The organism is Stenotrophomonas sp. 05N37 (assembly GCF_056397365.1).
On sequence record NZ_JBFTNG010000003.1, the window covers coordinates 394,826 to 410,584 of the forward strand.

Below are 15,759 nucleotides of genomic sequence, written 5' to 3' on the forward strand. Positions count from 1 at the left end.
CAAAGCTGCAAGCCCGGTAGAGCCGAGCCATGCTCGGCTGCTCTTACTCGATCACCGCCGTAGCGTCCGGCGAAAGAGGAACGTTGCTGCCGAGCATGGCTCGGCACTACCGAATCCGACGCACCCGCGCCCCACCGCATGGCTCGGCACCACCGCATCCGACGCACCCGCGACCCACCGCATGGCTCGGCACCACCGCATCCGACGCACCCGCGACCCACCGGGTGGGTCGGCCCGACGGAATCTGCAGGCCGGGTAGAGCCGAGCCATGCTCGGCTGCTCTTCCTCGATCACCGCCGTAGCGTCCGGCGAAAGAGGAACGTTGCTGCCGAGCATGGCTCGGCACTACCGAATCCGACGCACCCGCGACCCACCGCGTGGCTCGGCACCACCGCATCCGATGCACCCGCGCCCCACCGCGTGGGTCGGCCCTACGGAATCTGCAGACCGGGTAGAGCCGAGCCACGCTCGGCTGCTCTTCCTCGATCACCGCCGTAGCGTCCGGCGAAAGAGGAACGTTGCTGCCGAGCATGGCTCGGCACTACCGAATCCGACGCACCCGCGACCCACCGGGTGGGTCGGCCCGACGGAATCTGCAGACCGGGTAGAGCCGAGCCATGCTCGGCTGCTCTTCCTCGATCACCGCCGTAGCGTCCGGCGACAAAGGAACGTTGCTGCCGAGCATGGCTCGGCACTACCGATGCTGACCGCCCCGGCGCGCATCGCCCTCACACCTCGCGCAGTGCCAACGCCGGCGGCGTATGCAGGATGCGCCGCGTGCCCCACCAGCCGGCCAGCATGCTCAATGCAATCCCGATCGCGCCGCCGGCCAGCAACGGCGCCCACGGTGGGCTCAGCGTCAGCTCGAACACCTGCCGGGCCACCACGCTGCCCAACAGCGCCGCCGTGCCCACCGCCAGCAAGGCCGACAGCAGTCCCAGCGCACCGAACTCCACCAGCACCGCCCCGCGCAGCTGGGTGCGCGTGGCGCCCAGCGTGCGCAGCACCGCGCTGTCGTAACGGCGCTCGCCGGCGGTGGCCTGCAGCGCGGCCAACAGCACCAGCACGCCGGCCAGCAGGCTGAAGCCCATCACCAGCTGCACCGCCTGGGTCACCCGGTCGACCACCTCGCGCACCCGCTGCAGGATGCCGTCGATATCCAGCAGCGAGATGTTGGGCTGGTCGCGGGTCAGCGCCGCCAGCTGCGGTGCCTGCGCGCGCGGCAGGTGGAAGGCGGTGATCAGGTTGTACGGCGCATCACCCACCGCGCCTTCGTTGAGCAGCAGGAAGAAGTTGACCCGGAACGAATCCCAGTCGGCCTTGCGGATGCTGGTCACGGTGAAGCTGCGTTGCTGGTCGCCCATCTGCAGGGTCACCGTGTCGCCCAGCTTCATGCCGTAGCGCTCGGCCCAACCCTGTTCGATCGAGGCCTCCGCCGCGGTGCTGTCGGGCGTCCAGTAGCGACCGCTCAACAGGGTATTGGCCGGTGGGAAGTCATGCCGCCAGGAGAAATTGACCGGGCGGTTGGCGTCATCGTCATCGTTGCTGTTGTCTTCGCGTTGCTGGCGTTGCGGCGGACGGTCGTTGACCGCGAGCAGGCGCCCGGTGCTGAACGGCTCGATGCCCGGGGCCACCACCCCCAGCCCCTGCAGGGTGTTCAGCACCGTCGCGCGCTGCTCGGGCTGGATGTTCATCAGGAAGTAATTGGGCGTGTCCACCGGCAAGCGGTCGCGCCACTGCGCGAGCAGGCCCGGGCCGATCACCGACAGCAGCAACAGCGCGCACAGCGACAGCGACAGGCCCACCAGCTGCATCACCGCCAGCCCACGGCGGCGCGTAAGCGCGGCCAGGCCCAGCTTCCAGCGCCCGCGCAGGCGCGGTTGCAGGCCGCGCAGCAGCCACAGCAGCAGCGCGCCCAACGCCCCGGCCAGGGCCGCCAACGCGGCCAACCCGCCCAGCACCCAGGCCGCCAGCTTCACGTCGCCGGTGGCCTGCACGGTCAGCGCCACCGTGGCGGCCAGTGCGGCCAGGTAGACCAGCAGCGAGCTGGGCGGCATCGCCGCGAAACTGCGGTTGAGCACGCGCATCGGCGGTACCCGGCGCAGGCGCAACAGGGGCGGCAGGCCAAAGCCCAGCAGCAGGACCAGGCCGATCCCGGCGCCGGTCAGGGCCGGGGTGGCCTGCGGTAGCGGCAGCCGGTTGGGGATCAACCCGCCCAGTGCCTGCACCAGCCCGGCCTGGGCAGCCATGCCCAGCCCGATACCGACCAGGCAGGCCGGCACCGCCAGCATCACCAGTTGCAGGACCATCGCACTGAGGATGTCGCGCTGGCGTGCGCCCAGGCAGCGCAGGATGGCCACCTGGTCGATCCGGCGCAGGGCGAAGCGGTTGGCGGCCAGCGCGGTGGCCACGCCGGCCAGCAGCACCGCCAGCAGCGCCGCCAGCGACAGGAAGCGCCCGGCCAGGTCGAACGCACCGCGCACCCCACGCTGGGTGTCGGCGATGCCGACGATGCGGTAGCCCTTGGCCTGCGGTGCCAGCCACGCGCGGAAGTCGGCGATCGCGGCCGGTGGGCCGGCGAACATCATCCGGTAGGAGGCGCGGCTGCCCGGCCCGAGCAGGCCGGCCGCGTCGACGTCGGCGCGGTTGACCAGCAGCGGCGGCGACAACTGCATCAGCTCGCCGGAGGTATCCGGCTCGGCCTGCAGCACCCGGGTGACGGTGAGGCGGCCGGCACCGAACTCCAGCGCATCGCCCACCTTCAGGCCCAGCGCCTGCATCAGCCGGGGATCGGCATAGGCCTGGCCGGCGGGCGGCGTGGTGGCGGCCTCGTTGGCTCCCCCCTGCAGGCTGCGGCTCACCAGCAGTTGGCCACGCAGCGGGTAGCCTGCGCTGACCGCCTTGATGTTGGCCATCTGGCTGGCATCGCCATGGAACAGCACGCTGGGGAAGCTGACCATGCGCGTGTTGGCCAGCCCGCGTTCGCGCGCGGCCTCGGCGAAGGCGGCCGGGATGTCGTCGCGCGCGTTGAGCCCCAGGTCGCCGCCGAGCATCTCCGCGGCGCTGCCGGTCAAGGCCAGGGTGACCCGGTTGACCAGCGTGCCGACCGCGGTCATCACCGCCACGCCGAGCACCAGCGCGGCGAAGACGGTCAGCAGGTCACCGGCCAGGAACTCGCGGCGCAGCGCCCGCGCGGCATGCTTGACGACATTCATGCGGGCACGCCGGACGGGCTGTCGACCAGCCGGCCGCCGTCGAGGCGATAGACGCGCTCGCAGCGCTGCGCCAGGCGCAGGTCGTGGGTCACCAGCACCAGAGTGGTATCACTGGTGGCGTTGAGCGCGAACAGCAGGTCGCTGATCTGCTGGCCGGTGGCCTGGTCCAGGCTCCCGGTGGGCTCATCGGCGAACAGGATCCGCGGCCGCGCCACGAACGCCCGCGCCAGGGCCACGCGCTGCTGTTCGCCGCCGGACAACTGGCGCGGGTAGTGGCGTGCCCGGTGGGTCAGCCCGACCTGCTCCAGCACCTCGCGCACCCGCGCCGGGTCCTCGCGCCCGGCCAGTTCCAGCGGCAGGGCGATGTTTTCTTCGGCGGTCAGCGCCGGCAGCAGGTGGAAGCTCTGGAACACGAAGCCCACCTCGCGCGCGCGCAGCTGGGCGCGCGCTTCCTCGTCGAGCGTGTTGAGGTCGGCCCCGGCCAGGGAGATCTGCCCGCGGCTGGGCAGGTCCAGTCCGGCCAGCAGGCCGAGCAGGGTGGTCTTGCCCGACCCGGAGGCACCGACGATGGCAATGCTCTCTCCTTCATGGACGGTCATGCCGATGTTGTCCAGTATGTGGACTTCACCCTCCGGGCCACGCGCGGATTTGCCCACATCCAGGGCGGCGATGGCGACGGGAGCGCTGCGGGGGGACAGGCTGTCGATGAGGATTCTCCAATGTACGCAACGATAGGGAAGGGACGCGCGGCCGCGATGGTGTGGCTGCTGGCATGGTTGCTGCTGGCGCCGGTGCTGGCCTGTGCCAAAGGTGCCGACACGCGCGCGGCGGTGCTGGTGGTGGGGGACAGCCTCAGTGCCGCCCACAATATCCCGGCCGAATCGGGCTGGGTGAACCTGCTTCAGCAGCGGGTTAAGCAACAGGTCAAGCCGGTGCCGACCATCGTCAACGCCAGCATCAGCGGCGAGACCAGCGCCGGGGCGCTGACCCGCCTGCCGGCGCTGCTGGCCAGGCACCAGCCCTCGGTGGTGGTGATCGAACTGGGGGGCAACGATGCGCTGCGCGGGCTCAACCCGGCGCAGTTGCGCGGCAACCTGGAAAAGATGATCGTGGCCAGCCAGAAGGCCGGGGCCAAGGTCCTGCTGCTGGGCATCGACGTGCCGCCGAACTACGGCCCGGCCTATCGCCAGCGCCTGAAGGAGGTCTATGCCGGGCTGGCCAGCCAGTACAAGGTGGCGCTGCTGCCGTTCCTGCTGGACGGGGTGGCGTTGCAGCCGGCGCTGATGCAGTCCGACGGCCTGCACCCCACCGCGGCGGCCCAGCCGAAGGTGCTGGACAACGTCTGGCCGCACCTCAAGCCCCTGCTCTGATCCGCGATTCGATTCCATGTGAGCTACTTCACACCGCCTCCACCGCCGATACGGCATGTTTCACAAAGCTGAAGAAAGAGGGAATCCCATGCGTCAGACAAAGGAGACCTCCGGCCTCGTGCTGGTGGTCGAGGACAACCGCAATATCTCCGAGATGATCGGCGAGTATCTGGAAGGCCGCGGGTTCGAGGTCGATTACGCCCAGGACGGGCTGGACGGCTATCGGCTGGCGGCGGAGAACAGTTATGACGTGGTGGTGCTGGACCTGATGCTGCCGCGACTGGACGGCATCGAAGTCTGCCGCCGGCTGCGCAATGACGCCCGCAAGTCGACCCCGGTGCTGATGCTGACCGCGCGCGACACGCTGGACGACAAGCTGACCGGCCTGGGCTTCGGCGCCGACGATTACCTGACCAAGCCGTTCGCGATCCAGGAGCTGGAGGCACGCCTGCGTGCGCTGATCCGCCGCGAGCGTCGCCAGGTCGGGTCGGAAGTGCTCAAGGTTGCCGACCTGGTGCTCGACCCGGTAAGCATGCGGGCCACCCGCGCCGGCACCGAGCTGCAGCTGTCGCCGATCGGCCTGCGCCTGTTGACGATCCTGATGCGCGAATCGCCGCGCGTGGTGACCCGCCAGGAAATCGAGCGCGAGATCTGGGGCAACGGGTTGCCGGATTCGGACACCCTGCGCAGCCATCTGTACAACCTGCGCAAGATCATCGACAAGCCGTTCGACCGTCCGCTGCTGCACACCGTGCAGAGTGCCGGCTACCGCATTGCCGATATCGCCCAGCCGATGAGCTGACGCGGATCCTCGTGGCAGGCGCATGAGCGGAGGGGTCCTGCGGGGCCCCGATCGAGACGACGGCCCGGCCCCTGCCGGGTCGTTGTCGTTTTTTGCACGATGGAATCACGGCGCGCTTTCCTATAATCGCCGCGAACCGCTCTGGATCCCGTAATGCCGCACGGTCTGCCGCGCAAGATACGCATCGTCTTCATCCTCCAAGCCGTGCTGGCCAGCCTGGGCATCCTGCTGGGCGCCTGGCTGGTGTCGTTGGTGATCAAGCACAGCCTGGTCAGCAGCGCGCTGAAGGAAGAGGCGGCGTACTACTGGCAGCTTTACGATGCCTCGCCGATGCAGCCGCCGCCGAACACGCAGAACATCCGCGGCTACCTGCTGGAGACCGGGCGCTCGCCGTTGAACCTGCCGGCCAACCTGCGCGCGCTGCCGCCGGGCTTCCATGAACTGAAGGCCGACGATCAGCTGGTGCTGGTGGATGCACGCCCGGAGGGCCGCTTGTACCTGGTGTTCCTGCGCTCGCGCGCAGAGATGCTGGCGTTCTGGTTCGGCATCGTGCCGGTGCTGCTGACCTTGCTGGCGGTGTACGGGGTCACGTGGATCACTTACCGGGCGTCGAAGCGGTTGGTGTCGCCGGTGAACTGGCTGGCGCGGCGGGTGTCGCGCTGGAACCCGGGGCATCCGGAGGCGTCCGACCTGGCCCCGGACAAGCTGCCGGCGGACATGCAGGGCGAGACCCGGCAGTTGGCGGCGGCGCTGCATTCGCTGGCCACCCGGGTGACCGCGCACGTGGCGCGCGAGCGCAACTTCACCCGCGATGCGAGCCACGAACTGCGTACGCCGCTGACGGTGATCCGGGTGGCCAGCGACATGGCGCTGGGCGATCACGAGTTGTCGCCGCGGCTGCAGCGCAGCCTCAACCGCATCCAGCGCGCGGGCCGGGACATGGAAGCGGTGATCGATGCGTTCCTGATCCTGGCGCGCGAGGCGGACGTGGAGCCGCAGGTCGAGCTGTTCGACGTCAACGAGATCGTGCGCTACGAGGTGGACAACGCACGCGAGCTGATGGCGGGGCGGCCGGTGGAGATTTTCCTGCACAGCGTGGGCCCGGTGCAGTTGCATGCGCCGCCGCGGGTGCTGCAGGTGGTGGTGAGCAATCTGCTGCGCAATGCCTGCAGCTACACCGACGAGGGCCGCATCGACGTGGATGTGCTGGAGGACCGCGTGGTGGTGCGCGATACGGGGATCGGCATGTCGGCCGAGGCGTTGAGCCGGGCGTTCGAGCCGTTCTACCGGGCCGAGCCGACGCGGCCGCAGGGCACGGGGCTGGGGCTGTCGATCGTGCGGCGGTTGTGCGACCGGTTCGGCTGGAAGGTAAGTCTGGACAGCAAGCTGGGGCAGGGCACGCAGGCGGCTGTGTTGTACCGGTAGGGGAGCGTCAGGGCCACGGCGGAGGGTTCTGGCCGGGGGGCCGCGGCCTCACCCACCGCGGCCACCCCTCGGCAAACCCGCGTCCGCCGTTGCCTCAATCGCACGTCACCTTCGGCGCCAACGCCTTCCGCCAGATCGCATACCCCTCTGGCGTCATGTGCAGCATGTCCTCGCGGAACAGCGCCGCGCGGGGCTGCGCATCGCTGCCCAGCATCGGCGCGTAGATATCCGTGTAGCCCGTGTTCGGCAGCGTGGCCAGCGCCGCCTTGATCATCGCGTTGGCCTCGTTGATCGCCGGCAGCAGGTTCGCGCGCGACGGACTGGGCTTGATCGAGATGTACTCCACCGTCGTCTCCGGCAGGTCGCGGTGCACCCGCTGCACGAACGCCAGCACATCGTCGCGCACCTGCACCGCGCTGCGGCCGCTGTTGAGATCGTTGTCGCCCGCGTAGAAGAACACCTTGCACGGCGCGTACGGCACCACGATCTGGCCCGCATACCAAGTGCTGTCACGCACCTCCGAACCGCCGAAGCCGCGGTTGAACGCCGGCTGGCCGGGGAAGTCGGTGGCCAGCGTGTCCCACATCCGGATTGACGAACTGCCGATGAACTCGATGCCGCCGCGAGGTGGCGGGCTGGCTGCGTCGGCCTTGGCGAAGGCCGCCATGTCCTGCGCCCAGGCCACGTTGGATACCTCGGTCGGCACGTGCGGTGCGGGCGGCGGGGACAGGGCGGCGGCGGGCAGGGTGGCGCCCAGTGCCAGGGCCAGCAACAGGGGGCGGGTGCAGCGGTAACGCATCGGCAGGCTCCTCGGCTTGGCGCCCTCTGCGGCGCCCGGATGGGGTGACGCCCCATCATAGAAGCTGCCACCGCCGCCTGCTTTACCCGCCGTGGCGGGCGCCCGGCGCTTCCCACCGGGCCCATTACCACGCCCGCCCGCCCGGCGCCTTCGACGATCCCCCGGCGGGCTTGTGGCAAAATGACGGATTGCCTGCCCATTCAGCCATGCCCATGACCCCTCGTCGCGCGCTGTTCCCCTCGTCCCGGCCCGCGCCGCAGCACGGAGCGTGCGTCCGTGGCTGATGAAATCGGGCACATGCCGCGCGGCCCCAAGCGCATCTTCAAGGCCGCGGTGTGGTCCTGGCAGGGCCTGCGGGCGGCCTGGCTGCATGAATCCTCGTTCCGCCTGGAGGTCTACCTGCTGGTGGTGCTGGCCCCGCTGGCGCTGTGGCTGGGCCAGACCCCGGTCGAGCGCGCGCTGATGATCGGCTCGATGCTGCTGGTGCTGGCCATGGAACTGGCCAACTCGGCCATCGAAGCGGTGATCGAACGCTATGGCAGCGAGTTCCACGAGATGGCTGGTCGCGCCAAGGACATGGGTTCGGCGGCGGTGTTCGTGCTGATGATGAATGTCCTGCTGTGCTGGGCCCTGGTCCTGCTGCCACGCCTTTTCTGAGCTGCCCCCGGCTCATTTCCCCTTGTAAGGATCCCCGTCCATGTCCCTTGAGTTGCTGTCCGACCCGAATGTCTGGTTGACCCTGTTCACGCTGAGCGCCCTGGAAATCGTGCTCGGCATCGACAACCTGGTCTTCATTTCCATCGCCGTGAGCAAGCTGCCCGAAGCGCGCCGTCCGTTCGCACGCAAGCTCGGCATCGCGGTGGCCTGCATCACCCGCATCGCCCTGCTGGTGTCGCTGGCCTACCTGGCGCACATGGAAGCCAACCTGTTCACCGTGGCCGGCATCGGCATCTCCATCCGCGACCTGGTGCTGATCCTTGGCGGCCTGTTCCTGATCATCAAGGGCAGCATGGAAATCCGCGAGCTGATCACCGGCGGCGAAGACGAAGACCCCACCACCACCAAGGCCTCGGCGGTGTTCGGCATGGTGATCGCGCAGATCGCGGTGATCGACATCGTGTTCTCGCTGGATTCGGTGATCACCGCCGTCGGCATCGCCGACCACGTGCCGGTCATGGTCGCTGCGATCCTGCTGTCGGTGGCGGTCATGCTGCTGGCGGCCAACCCGCTGGGCCGCTTCATCGATGCCAACCCCACCGTGAAGATGCTGGCCCTGGCCTTCATCCTGCTGATCGGCGCGGTGCTGATCCTGGACGGCCTGGGCGTGCACGTGCCCAAGCCCTACATCTACGCCGCGATGGGCTTCTCGGTGCTGGTGGAATGGCTGAACCTGCTGATGCGCCGCCGCGCCGTCGAACACCACGTGCCGGGTGCCGGCAACTGGTAAGCGGAAGCGGCATCGCAGACGCGCTGTCGCCCCGCGTTACTGCGCACACCACAGGCCCCTTTCAGCATCACCCAGGCCCCCGCCGCGTCGCGGCAGCCCCCTTGCCCAGGGGGCCCAGGTGGTTACGCGGGCTTTACCGCAAACGTGGCATGCTCCGGGTCCCGTCCATCGAGATCCGGAGCCGGCCATGCGATCGTTCTCCCGTTTGTTGCTGCTGGCCGTGCTGGCCTCCCTGCTGTCCGGTTGCGGCTACAACGCCATCCAGCAGAAGGATGAGCAGGTCAAGGCCGGTTGGGCCGAGGTGCTCAACCAGTACAAGCGCCGCGCCGACCTCATCCCCAACCTGGTGCAGACCGTGGAAGGCTATGCCAACCAGGAACGCCAGGTGCTCACCGACGTGACCAACGCTCGTTCGCGGGTCGGCCAGATCAACGTCAACGCCGATGACGCCGAATCGCTCAAGCAGTTCCAGCAGGCCCAGGGCGAACTGAGCGGGGCGCTGTCGCGGTTGCTGGTGGTCACCGAGAACTACCCGAACCTGAAGTCCGACCAGGGCTTCCGCGACCTGCAGGCACAGCTGGAAGGCACCGAGAACCGCATCACCGTCGCGCGTGGCCGCTACATCCAGATGGTGCAGGACTACAACACCTACATCCGTTCCTTCCCGACGCTGGTGACCGCGAAGATCTTCGGCTATGCGGTCAAGCCGAACTTCACCGTCGAGAACGAAGCGCAGATTTCGCAGCCGCCAGCGGTCAAGTTCGGGTCGCAGGCACCGGCGCCGCAGCCGCAGCCGCAGCCCGCCCCGGCGCAGTGACCCGGTGAACATGCACCTGCTGCGTTCCGTGCTGCTGCTGTGCCTGTGCCTGGCGATGCCGGCCTGGGCGCAGACCGACGCGGCGATCCCCGCGCTGACCTCGCCGGTGGTCGATACCACCGGCACCCTGGACGCGGCGCAGCGCCAGGCATTGGAGGCCCAGGCGCTGGCGTTGCAGCAGCGCAAGGGCAGCCAGCTGCAGATCCTGATGGTGCCCAGCACCGCGCCGGAGACGATCGAGCAGTACACCCAGCGGGTGTTCGAGCAGTGGCAGATCGGACGCAAGGGGGTCGATGACGGTGTCCTGCTGGTGGTCGCCAAGGACGACCGGCGGGTTCGCATCGAGCCGGGCTACGGCCTGGAAGGCGCCATCCCCGATGCGATCGCCAACCGGGTCATCCAGGAATACCTGGCGCCGCGCTTCCGCGCCAACGATTACGCCGGTGGCCTGGCCGATGCCAGCGCCGCGCTGGTCAAGCTGATCGATGGCGAGGCGCTGCCTGCGCCGGTCAGCACGCATCGCGACGCCGCCCCGGCGGGCGGCAACTGGACGATGGCGCTGGGCATCGGGCTGTTCGCCGGCATGTTCCTGCGCGGCGTGCTGGGCTGGCTGCCGCGCCCACTGCGGGCACTGTTGAGCGGTGCCGGTGCGGGCCTGGCTGCATTCCTGTTCACCTCGCTGGTGGTCGCCAGTGGCGCGGCTGCCGTGGTGGGCCTGCTGGTAGGGCTGACGTCGGCCGGCCGCGGCGGCGCGTTCGCCCGAAGTGGCGGTTGGGGCGGCGGTGGGTGGGGCGGTGGCGGTTGGGGTGGTGGCGGAGGCGGAGGTTTCGGCGGCGGAGGCGGCTGGGGCGGTGGGGGTGGACGTTCGGGAGGCGGTGGCGCCTCGGGAGGCTGGTGATGCGTTGGTGGCGCCATCTCTTCTCACCGTCGGTCCGCCGCACCTTCCCGCCGGCACGGCTCCAGGCCATCACCGAGGCCATCACTGCCGGCGAGCGTCGCCACGGCGGCCAGGTGATGTTCGCGGTGGAAGCGGACCTGCCGCTGGCCGCGCTGTGGCAGCGGGTCAGCCCCCGCCAGCGCGCCGAACATGCCTTCGCCCAGCTGCGCACCTGGGACACCGAGCGCAACAACGGGGTGCTGGTCTACCTGCTGCTGGCCGACCACGCCATCGAGCTGGTCGCCGACCGCGGCCTCCGCGGCAAGGTGGGGGAGGCGCAGTGGGCGGACATCTGCGCCCACATGCAGCAGCGGCTGCACGACGGTGCGTTGCAGGACGCGGTGCTGCTGGCCATCGAGGAAGTCTCCGACCTGCTGGCCGGGCACTATCCGCCCATCCCGGGGTCCAAGGCCGATCACCTGCCCGATACGCCCCAACTGCTGGGTTGAGGCCGGGCTTAGAATACCCGCTGACCTGCAAGGCATCGCCCATGATCTATCTCCACGACATCGACCCCATCGCCCTTTCGCTCGGGCCGATCAAGGTGCATTGGTACGGCATCATGTATCTGCTCGGCTTCACCGCCGCCTGGTGGCTGGGGCGCAAGCGGATCGCCGCCGGGCGCCTGCCGGGGGTGGATGCCAACGGTTTCTCCGACCTGCTGTTCTACGCCATGCTCGGCGTGGTCGTGGGCGGTCGCGTGGGCTACATGCTGTTCTATGCGCTGTCGGACTTCCTGCACAACCCGCTGATCCTGTTCAAGGTCTGGGATGGCGGCATGAGCTTCCACGGCGGCCTGCTCGGCGTGCTGTTCGCCTCGTGGTACTGGTCGCGCAAGCACCGCCTGCACCTGTTCGACACCATCGATTTCATGGCCCCGCTGGTGCCGCTGGGGCTGGGGTTCGGCCGCATCGGCAACTTCATCGGCGCCGAACTGTGGGGCAAGTACACCGACGGCACCTGGGGCGTGGTGTTTCCCAGCGGCCTGCCGGAGCCGCTCACCCAGCTGGACATGACCATGCTGCGGGCGCAGTTCGCCACCGGCGCGCTCAACGAATACGCCCGCCATCCCTCGCAGCTGTATGAAGCGCTGCTGGAAGGCCTGGTCATGTTCGTGGTGCTGTGGACGGTGTCGGCCAAGCCGCGCCACCGCTATGTCATCGCCGGCCTGTTCGCGTTGATGTACGGCGCGTTCCGCTTCGCGGTGGAGTTCGTGCGCATGCCCGACAACGGCCTTTACGTCGCCTTCGGCTGGCTGACCAAGGGCCAGCTGCTGAGCCTGCCGCTGATCGCCTTCGGCCTGGTGCTGCTGGCGTTGTCGCGCCGCGCCCCGGTGCTGCAGCCGGTGCTGCCGGCGCAGCCCGCCGGAGCCCGCGCATGAAACCCTACCTGGACCTGCTGCAGCACGTGCTGGACCACGGCACGGATAAATCCGACCGTACCGGTACCGGCACCCGCAGCGTGTTCGGCTGGCAGATGCGCTTCAACCTCGGTGACGGCTTCCCGCTGGTCACCACCAAGAAGCTGCACCTGCGCTCGATCATCCATGAGCTGCTGTGGTTCCTGAAGGGCGATACCAACATCGGCTACCTCAAGGACCACCAGGTGCGGATCTGGGACGAGTGGGCCGATGCCAACGGCGACCTCGGCCCGATCTACGGCAAGCAGTGGCGCAACTGGGCCACTGCCGACGGTGGCAGCATCGACCAGATGCAGTGGCTGGTGGAGGAGATCAAGCGCAACCCGGACTCGCGGCGGCTGGTGGTCAGTGCCTGGAACGTGGGCGAGCTGTCGCAGATGGCGTTGATGCCGTGCCACAACCTGTTCCAGTTCTACGTGGTCGACGGCAAGCTCAGCTGCCAGCTCTACCAGCGCAGCGGCGACATCTTCCTCGGCGTGCCGTTCAACATCGCCAGCTACGCGCTGCTCACCCACATGGTGGCGCAGGCCACCGGGCTGGGCGTGGGCGATTTCGTGCATACCCTCGGCGATGCGCACCTGTACTCGAATCATGTCGAGCAGGCCCGCGAGCAGCTGGCCCGTGAACCGCGCGCGCTGCCCACCCTGTGGTTGAACCCGGACGTGACCGATCTGTTCGGGTTCCAGTTCGATGACATCCGCATCGACGGCTACGATCCGCATCCGGCGATCAAGGCGCCGGTGGCGGTGTGAGCGCGATGAAGCTGTCGCTGATCGCCGCGCTCGACCACGACCATGGCATCGGCCATGACAACCAGCTGCCGTGGCAGCTGCCGGACGACCTCAAGCGCTTCAAGGCGCTGACCCTGGGCAAGCCGATCCTGATGGGACGCAGGACGGCCGAATCGCTCGGCCGCGCGCTGCCCGGACGGCCCAACCTGGTGCTGACCCGCAGCGGGCAGGTGCCGTTCGCGGGCATGCAGGCGGTGGCGTCGATCGAACAGGCGCTGCAGTACGCCCGCGAGGCCGGCGCCGACGAGTTGTGCGTGATCGGCGGGGGCGAGATCTACCGGCTGGCGATGGCGCAGGCCACCGACCTGCACCTGACCTGGGTGGATACCACCGTGCAGGCCGACACCCACTTCCCGCCGGTGGCAATGGAGCAGTGGATCGAGGTCGCACGCGCACACCACCCCGCCGATGCGCGGCATGCGCTGGCGTTCGACTTCGTGGATTACCGCCGGCGCTGAGTGCGATGGCCGTGCGTGCTCAACGCCGCGGTTTGATCGCCAGCAGGGCAAGCGAGGCGGCCACCCGGGCCGGATCGGCGCCCTGTTGCAGCGCGTGGCGCAGGCAGGCCTGGTCCTGCGCGCCCAGCGCGGCGTGTGGCTGCAGCCCGGCGGCCGGGTCACGCGCGGGCGCCTGCAGCAGGGCCGACGGTTCGGCAAAGCGCTCGAACCACGGCAACAGGATGGTCGTCACGTAGCGCGCCAGGTCGGCATGGCATCGCGCCTCGCCGTCTCCGGAGGCCACGTTGAAGCGCAGGTGGAAGCGTGCATCACGCAGCACCAGCAGCGCATCGCGGGTGTCCGGACCGTTCAGGGCCAGCGCGGGGAAGTCGCTGTCCAGCACCCGGATGCCGGCCTGGAGCTGGATCTCGACCGTGTTGCGGATGCGTGCGCGGCCCGCGCCGTCGCGCTGTACGAAGACGAACGCGGCGGTATCGGCACGGCGCTGCACCCAGAGCGTCTTGCGGGTGCGCTCGAAGCCGGCGGGCGCCAGCAGCGCATCCACGCCGGCGTGGGCGCGTGCCAGCGCCGCGTTGACGTCGCCAAGGGAAGCCAGTTCGGGCATGCGGTTGCGTCCTTGCGGTTGCCGGCGCTCAGGCGGGCGGCCGGTAGTGGCCGATGATGGGGTGGGCGAACAGCAGGTCTTCTTCCTGCGTGCCGCGGGCGATGTTGTGCAGGATCAGCGGGGTGCCATCGCTGCGCTGGCGGTCGGAGACGATGCCCACGTGCAGCAGGCCGCTGCCGGTGAGTTTCCAGGCCACGATATCGCCGGCGGCGAAGTCGGCCGGGTGCGCGGAGGCCGGTTGCTGCCAGCCCTGCCGCTCGAACCAGCGCATCAGGTTGGGGACGCGACGATGGTCGATGTTGCGGTCCGGCCGCGACAGGCCCCATAGCGCCGGGTAGGCATTGAAATGCCCACGCATGTCCTCGTGGATGCGCTGTTGCAGGTCCAGGCCCTGGCTGCGCAGGGCGCGCACGATCACGTCGGTGCACACGCCGCGGTCGAGCGCGACATCACCCCCGGGGTAGGCCAGCACGGTATACGCCGGGTCGTAGCGCAGGGTCTGCCCGACCTGGCTGCGCGCGGCGGCCACCAACGGGGGCGAGGGAAGGGCGGCGGCGCGCGCCACTGGCAGTGCCGCAGCGGGGCCGGTGGCCACCGCCGGGTCCGGCGCGCGTTGGCAGGCGATGCCCATGCTGGCCACAAGCGCCACCAGCAGCCAGCGCGCCGTCGCCATCATGCGGGCGTGGGGGTGCTTCCGCCGTTGTCGCCGGCCGGCTCGGGGGCACGGCGCGGCTGCGGGTTGCGCGGTCCACGGTCGCGGCGCTGGCCTTGGCCCTGGCGCGGCGGCCGGGCGCTGCCCTCGCCCTCGGTGGCGGGGCGTCGCGCCGGCGGGCGCGGCGGCGTGACCGGCCGGGGCACGTCACGGCCGGGCACCTGCACCACGCGCAGTTCCTCGGTATCCAGCTGCAGCGCGGTCAGCTTGCCGCCCCAGACCGCGCCGGTGTCGATCGCGTGCACGCCCTGGGTGATGGTCAGCCCCAACGCGGACCAGTGGCCGCACACGATCTTCAGGTCGCGCTCGGCGCGGCCGGGCACTTCGAACCACGGGTACAGCCCCTGTTCCTGGGTGCCCGGTGTGCCCTTGTCCTCGATGCCGATCCGGCCACGCGGGGTGCAGTAACGCATGCGCGTGAACAGGTTGATGATCGCGCGCGAGCGGTCGTAGCCGGACAGCCCCGGCGACCAGCTCGGCTTGTCGCCGTACATGTTGCGGAACAGCTTGCGATAGCCGCTGCCGTGCAACTGCACCTCCACCTCGCGCGCATGCTTCTCGGCGAGCTGGGTGGTCCACTTGGGCGCCAGGCCGGCGTGGATCATCATCCAGCCGAGGTCGCGGTCGATATGCAGCAGCTTCTGCAGGCGCAGCCACTCCAGCAGCTCGTCGCGGTCCTCGGCCTGCACGATGCGCAGCAGGTCCGGGTTGACCTTGCGCTGCTCTTCCTCGGTGCGCGCACCGACGGCCAGCAGGCTCAGGTCGTGGTTGCCCAGCACCACCACGCTGCTCTCGCGCAACGAATGGACCAGGCGCAGGGTTTCCAGGGACTGGCCACCGCGGTTGACCAGGTCGCCGCAGAACCACAGCGTGTCCGCCGCCGGGTCGAAGCGGATTTTTTCCAGCAACCGCTGGGTGACGTCGTAGCAGCCCTGCAGGTCGCCGATGGCCCAGACACTCAT

Annotated in this window: 17 protein-coding genes; 11 read left to right on the forward strand and 6 right to left on the reverse strand. The window is 69.4% G+C overall.

The genetic code is table 11. From position 1 onward, the window contains the following. Positions 1–728 precede the first annotated feature (728 nt). Together AC1DGC_RS12350 and AC1DGC_RS12355 are read right to left on the reverse strand one after the other, a co-directional pair. Positions 729–3,215, reverse strand: coding sequence for an ABC transporter permease (locus tag AC1DGC_RS12350; protein ID WP_478047968.1), 2,487 nt, complete (start codon positions 3,213–3,215; stop codon positions 729–731). Beyond that, positions 3,212–3,814 carry an ABC transporter ATP-binding protein gene (locus tag AC1DGC_RS12355; protein WP_259209146.1) on the reverse strand — a complete coding sequence of 201 codons (603 nt, stop codon included), beginning with the start codon at positions 3,812–3,814 and terminating at the stop codon, positions 3,212–3,214. Before AC1DGC_RS12355 ends, AC1DGC_RS12350 begins: the two co-directional genes overlap by 4 nt. 120 nt (positions 3,815–3,934) lie before the next feature. Here AC1DGC_RS12355 and AC1DGC_RS12360 point away from each other — a divergent pair, with 120 nt between their 5' ends. The 3 genes from AC1DGC_RS12360 to AC1DGC_RS12370 all read left to right on the forward strand — a co-directional run bounded on the left by AC1DGC_RS12360 (position 3,935) and on the right by AC1DGC_RS12370 (position 6,812). After that, complete coding sequence (locus AC1DGC_RS12360) at positions 3,935–4,585, forward strand: arylesterase (protein ID WP_259209144.1); 651 nt, start codon at positions 3,935–3,937, stop codon at positions 4,583–4,585. Between the two features lie 88 nt (positions 4,586–4,673). Further along, positions 4,674–5,387 carry a response regulator transcription factor gene (locus AC1DGC_RS12365; RefSeq protein ID WP_019182442.1) on the forward strand — a complete coding sequence of 238 codons (714 nt, stop codon included), beginning with the start codon at positions 4,674–4,676 and terminating at the stop codon, positions 5,385–5,387. A 153-nt stretch (positions 5,388–5,540) separates the two neighbouring features. Further along, positions 5,541–6,812: a sensor histidine kinase gene (locus tag AC1DGC_RS12370; protein ID WP_478047969.1), complete on the forward strand. Its 1,272-nt coding sequence runs from the start codon at positions 5,541–5,543 to the stop codon at positions 6,810–6,812. Between the two features lie 94 nt (positions 6,813–6,906). On the opposite strand, the gene AC1DGC_RS12375 is transcribed toward AC1DGC_RS12370, so the two are convergent. Beyond that, the gene (locus tag AC1DGC_RS12375) at positions 6,907–7,611 is read right to left on the reverse strand and encodes an SGNH/GDSL hydrolase family protein (RefSeq protein ID WP_478047970.1); all 705 of its coding nucleotides are present in this window, start codon (positions 7,609–7,611) and stop codon (positions 6,907–6,909) included. A gap of 276 nt (positions 7,612–7,887) precedes the next feature. On the opposite strand from AC1DGC_RS12375, the gene AC1DGC_RS12380 reads away from it, so the two are divergent. From AC1DGC_RS12380 to AC1DGC_RS12415, 8 genes are all read left to right on the forward strand, one after another. After that, positions 7,888–8,268 carry a diacylglycerol kinase gene (locus tag AC1DGC_RS12380; RefSeq protein ID WP_259209133.1) on the forward strand — a complete coding sequence of 127 codons (381 nt, stop codon included), beginning with the start codon at positions 7,888–7,890 and terminating at the stop codon, positions 8,266–8,268. Between the two features lie 40 nt (positions 8,269–8,308). Then, positions 8,309–9,058, forward strand: coding sequence for a TerC family protein (locus AC1DGC_RS12385; protein ID WP_259209130.1), 750 nt, complete (start codon positions 8,309–8,311; stop codon positions 9,056–9,058). Between the two features lie 187 nt (positions 9,059–9,245). Further along, complete coding sequence (locus tag AC1DGC_RS12390) at positions 9,246–9,875, forward strand: LemA family protein (protein ID WP_478047971.1); 630 nt, start codon at positions 9,246–9,248, stop codon at positions 9,873–9,875. A gap of 10 nt (positions 9,876–9,885) precedes the next feature. Next, positions 9,886–10,773 carry a TPM domain-containing protein gene (locus AC1DGC_RS12395; RefSeq protein ID WP_394164603.1) on the forward strand — a complete coding sequence of 296 codons (888 nt, stop codon included), beginning with the start codon at positions 9,886–9,888 and terminating at the stop codon, positions 10,771–10,773. Beyond that, positions 10,773–11,261 carry a TPM domain-containing protein gene (locus AC1DGC_RS12400; RefSeq protein ID WP_478047972.1) on the forward strand — a complete coding sequence of 163 codons (489 nt, stop codon included), beginning with the start codon at positions 10,773–10,775 and terminating at the stop codon, positions 11,259–11,261. The genes AC1DGC_RS12395 and AC1DGC_RS12400 overlap by 1 nt, the downstream gene beginning before the upstream one ends. A gap of 41 nt (positions 11,262–11,302) precedes the next feature. Further along, positions 11,303–12,193: a prolipoprotein diacylglyceryl transferase gene (gene lgt / locus AC1DGC_RS12405; protein WP_259209123.1), complete on the forward strand. Its 891-nt coding sequence runs from the start codon at positions 11,303–11,305 to the stop codon at positions 12,191–12,193. Then, entirely contained in the window at positions 12,190–12,984 is a 795-nt protein-coding gene (locus tag AC1DGC_RS12410; RefSeq protein WP_394164605.1) for a thymidylate synthase, read from the forward strand. Before lgt ends, AC1DGC_RS12410 begins: the two co-directional genes overlap by 4 nt. Positions 12,985–12,989: 5 nt before the next feature. Further along, complete coding sequence (locus AC1DGC_RS12415) at positions 12,990–13,481, forward strand: dihydrofolate reductase (protein WP_478048005.1); 492 nt, start codon at positions 12,990–12,992, stop codon at positions 13,479–13,481. A gap of 19 nt (positions 13,482–13,500) precedes the next feature. Here the strand turns inward: AC1DGC_RS12415 and AC1DGC_RS12420 are convergent, their stop codons facing one another. The 3 genes from AC1DGC_RS12420 to AC1DGC_RS12430 are packed head-to-tail and all read right to left on the reverse strand — an operon-like array spanning position 13,501 to position 15,759. Next, positions 13,501–14,085, reverse strand: a complete 585-nt coding sequence (locus AC1DGC_RS12420; RefSeq protein WP_478047973.1) for a hypothetical protein — start codon at positions 14,083–14,085, stop codon at positions 13,501–13,503. A gap of 28 nt (positions 14,086–14,113) precedes the next feature. Beyond that, the gene (locus AC1DGC_RS12425; RefSeq protein WP_478047974.1) at positions 14,114–14,761 is read right to left on the reverse strand and encodes a DUF1287 domain-containing protein; all 648 of its coding nucleotides are present in this window, start codon (positions 14,759–14,761) and stop codon (positions 14,114–14,116) included. Continuing rightward, complete coding sequence (locus AC1DGC_RS12430; RefSeq protein WP_259209114.1) at positions 14,758–15,759, reverse strand: symmetrical bis(5'-nucleosyl)-tetraphosphatase; 1,002 nt, start codon at positions 15,757–15,759, stop codon at positions 14,758–14,760. The genes AC1DGC_RS12425 and AC1DGC_RS12430 overlap by 4 nt, the downstream gene beginning before the upstream one ends.

Coding starts and splice junctions, on each gene's coding strand:
- AC1DGC_RS12410 (WP_394164605.1), top strand. CDS start 12,190: ATGAAACCCTACCTGGACCTGCTGCAGCACGTGCTGGACCACGGCACG.
- AC1DGC_RS12350 (WP_478047968.1), bottom strand. CDS start 3,215: ATGAATGTCGTCAAGCATGCCGCGCGGGCGCTGCGCCGCGAGTTCCTG.
- AC1DGC_RS12430 (WP_259209114.1), bottom strand. CDS start 15,759: ATGAGTGTCTGGGCCATCGGCGACCTGCAGGGCTGCTACGACGTCACC.
- AC1DGC_RS12385 (WP_259209130.1), top strand. CDS start 8,309: ATGTCCCTTGAGTTGCTGTCCGACCCGAATGTCTGGTTGACCCTGTTC.
- AC1DGC_RS12360 (WP_259209144.1), top strand. CDS start 3,935: ATGTACGCAACGATAGGGAAGGGACGCGCGGCCGCGATGGTGTGGCTG.
- AC1DGC_RS12375 (WP_478047970.1), bottom strand. CDS start 7,611: ATGCGTTACCGCTGCACCCGCCCCCTGTTGCTGGCCCTGGCACTGGGC.
- AC1DGC_RS12355 (WP_259209146.1), bottom strand. CDS start 3,814: ATGACCGTCCATGAAGGAGAGAGCATTGCCATCGTCGGTGCCTCCGGG.
- AC1DGC_RS12395 (WP_394164603.1), top strand. CDS start 9,886: ATGCACCTGCTGCGTTCCGTGCTGCTGCTGTGCCTGTGCCTGGCGATG.
- AC1DGC_RS12390 (WP_478047971.1), top strand. CDS start 9,246: ATGCGATCGTTCTCCCGTTTGTTGCTGCTGGCCGTGCTGGCCTCCCTG.
- lgt (WP_259209123.1), top strand. CDS start 11,303: ATGATCTATCTCCACGACATCGACCCCATCGCCCTTTCGCTCGGGCCG.
- AC1DGC_RS12400 (WP_478047972.1), top strand. CDS start 10,773: ATGCGTTGGTGGCGCCATCTCTTCTCACCGTCGGTCCGCCGCACCTTC.
- AC1DGC_RS12415 (WP_478048005.1), top strand. CDS start 12,990: ATGAAGCTGTCGCTGATCGCCGCGCTCGACCACGACCATGGCATCGGC.
- AC1DGC_RS12365 (WP_019182442.1), top strand. CDS start 4,674: ATGCGTCAGACAAAGGAGACCTCCGGCCTCGTGCTGGTGGTCGAGGAC.
- AC1DGC_RS12420 (WP_478047973.1), bottom strand. CDS start 14,085: ATGCCCGAACTGGCTTCCCTTGGCGACGTCAACGCGGCGCTGGCACGC.
- AC1DGC_RS12370 (WP_478047969.1), top strand. CDS start 5,541: ATGCCGCACGGTCTGCCGCGCAAGATACGCATCGTCTTCATCCTCCAA.
- AC1DGC_RS12425 (WP_478047974.1), bottom strand. CDS start 14,761: ATGATGGCGACGGCGCGCTGGCTGCTGGTGGCGCTTGTGGCCAGCATG.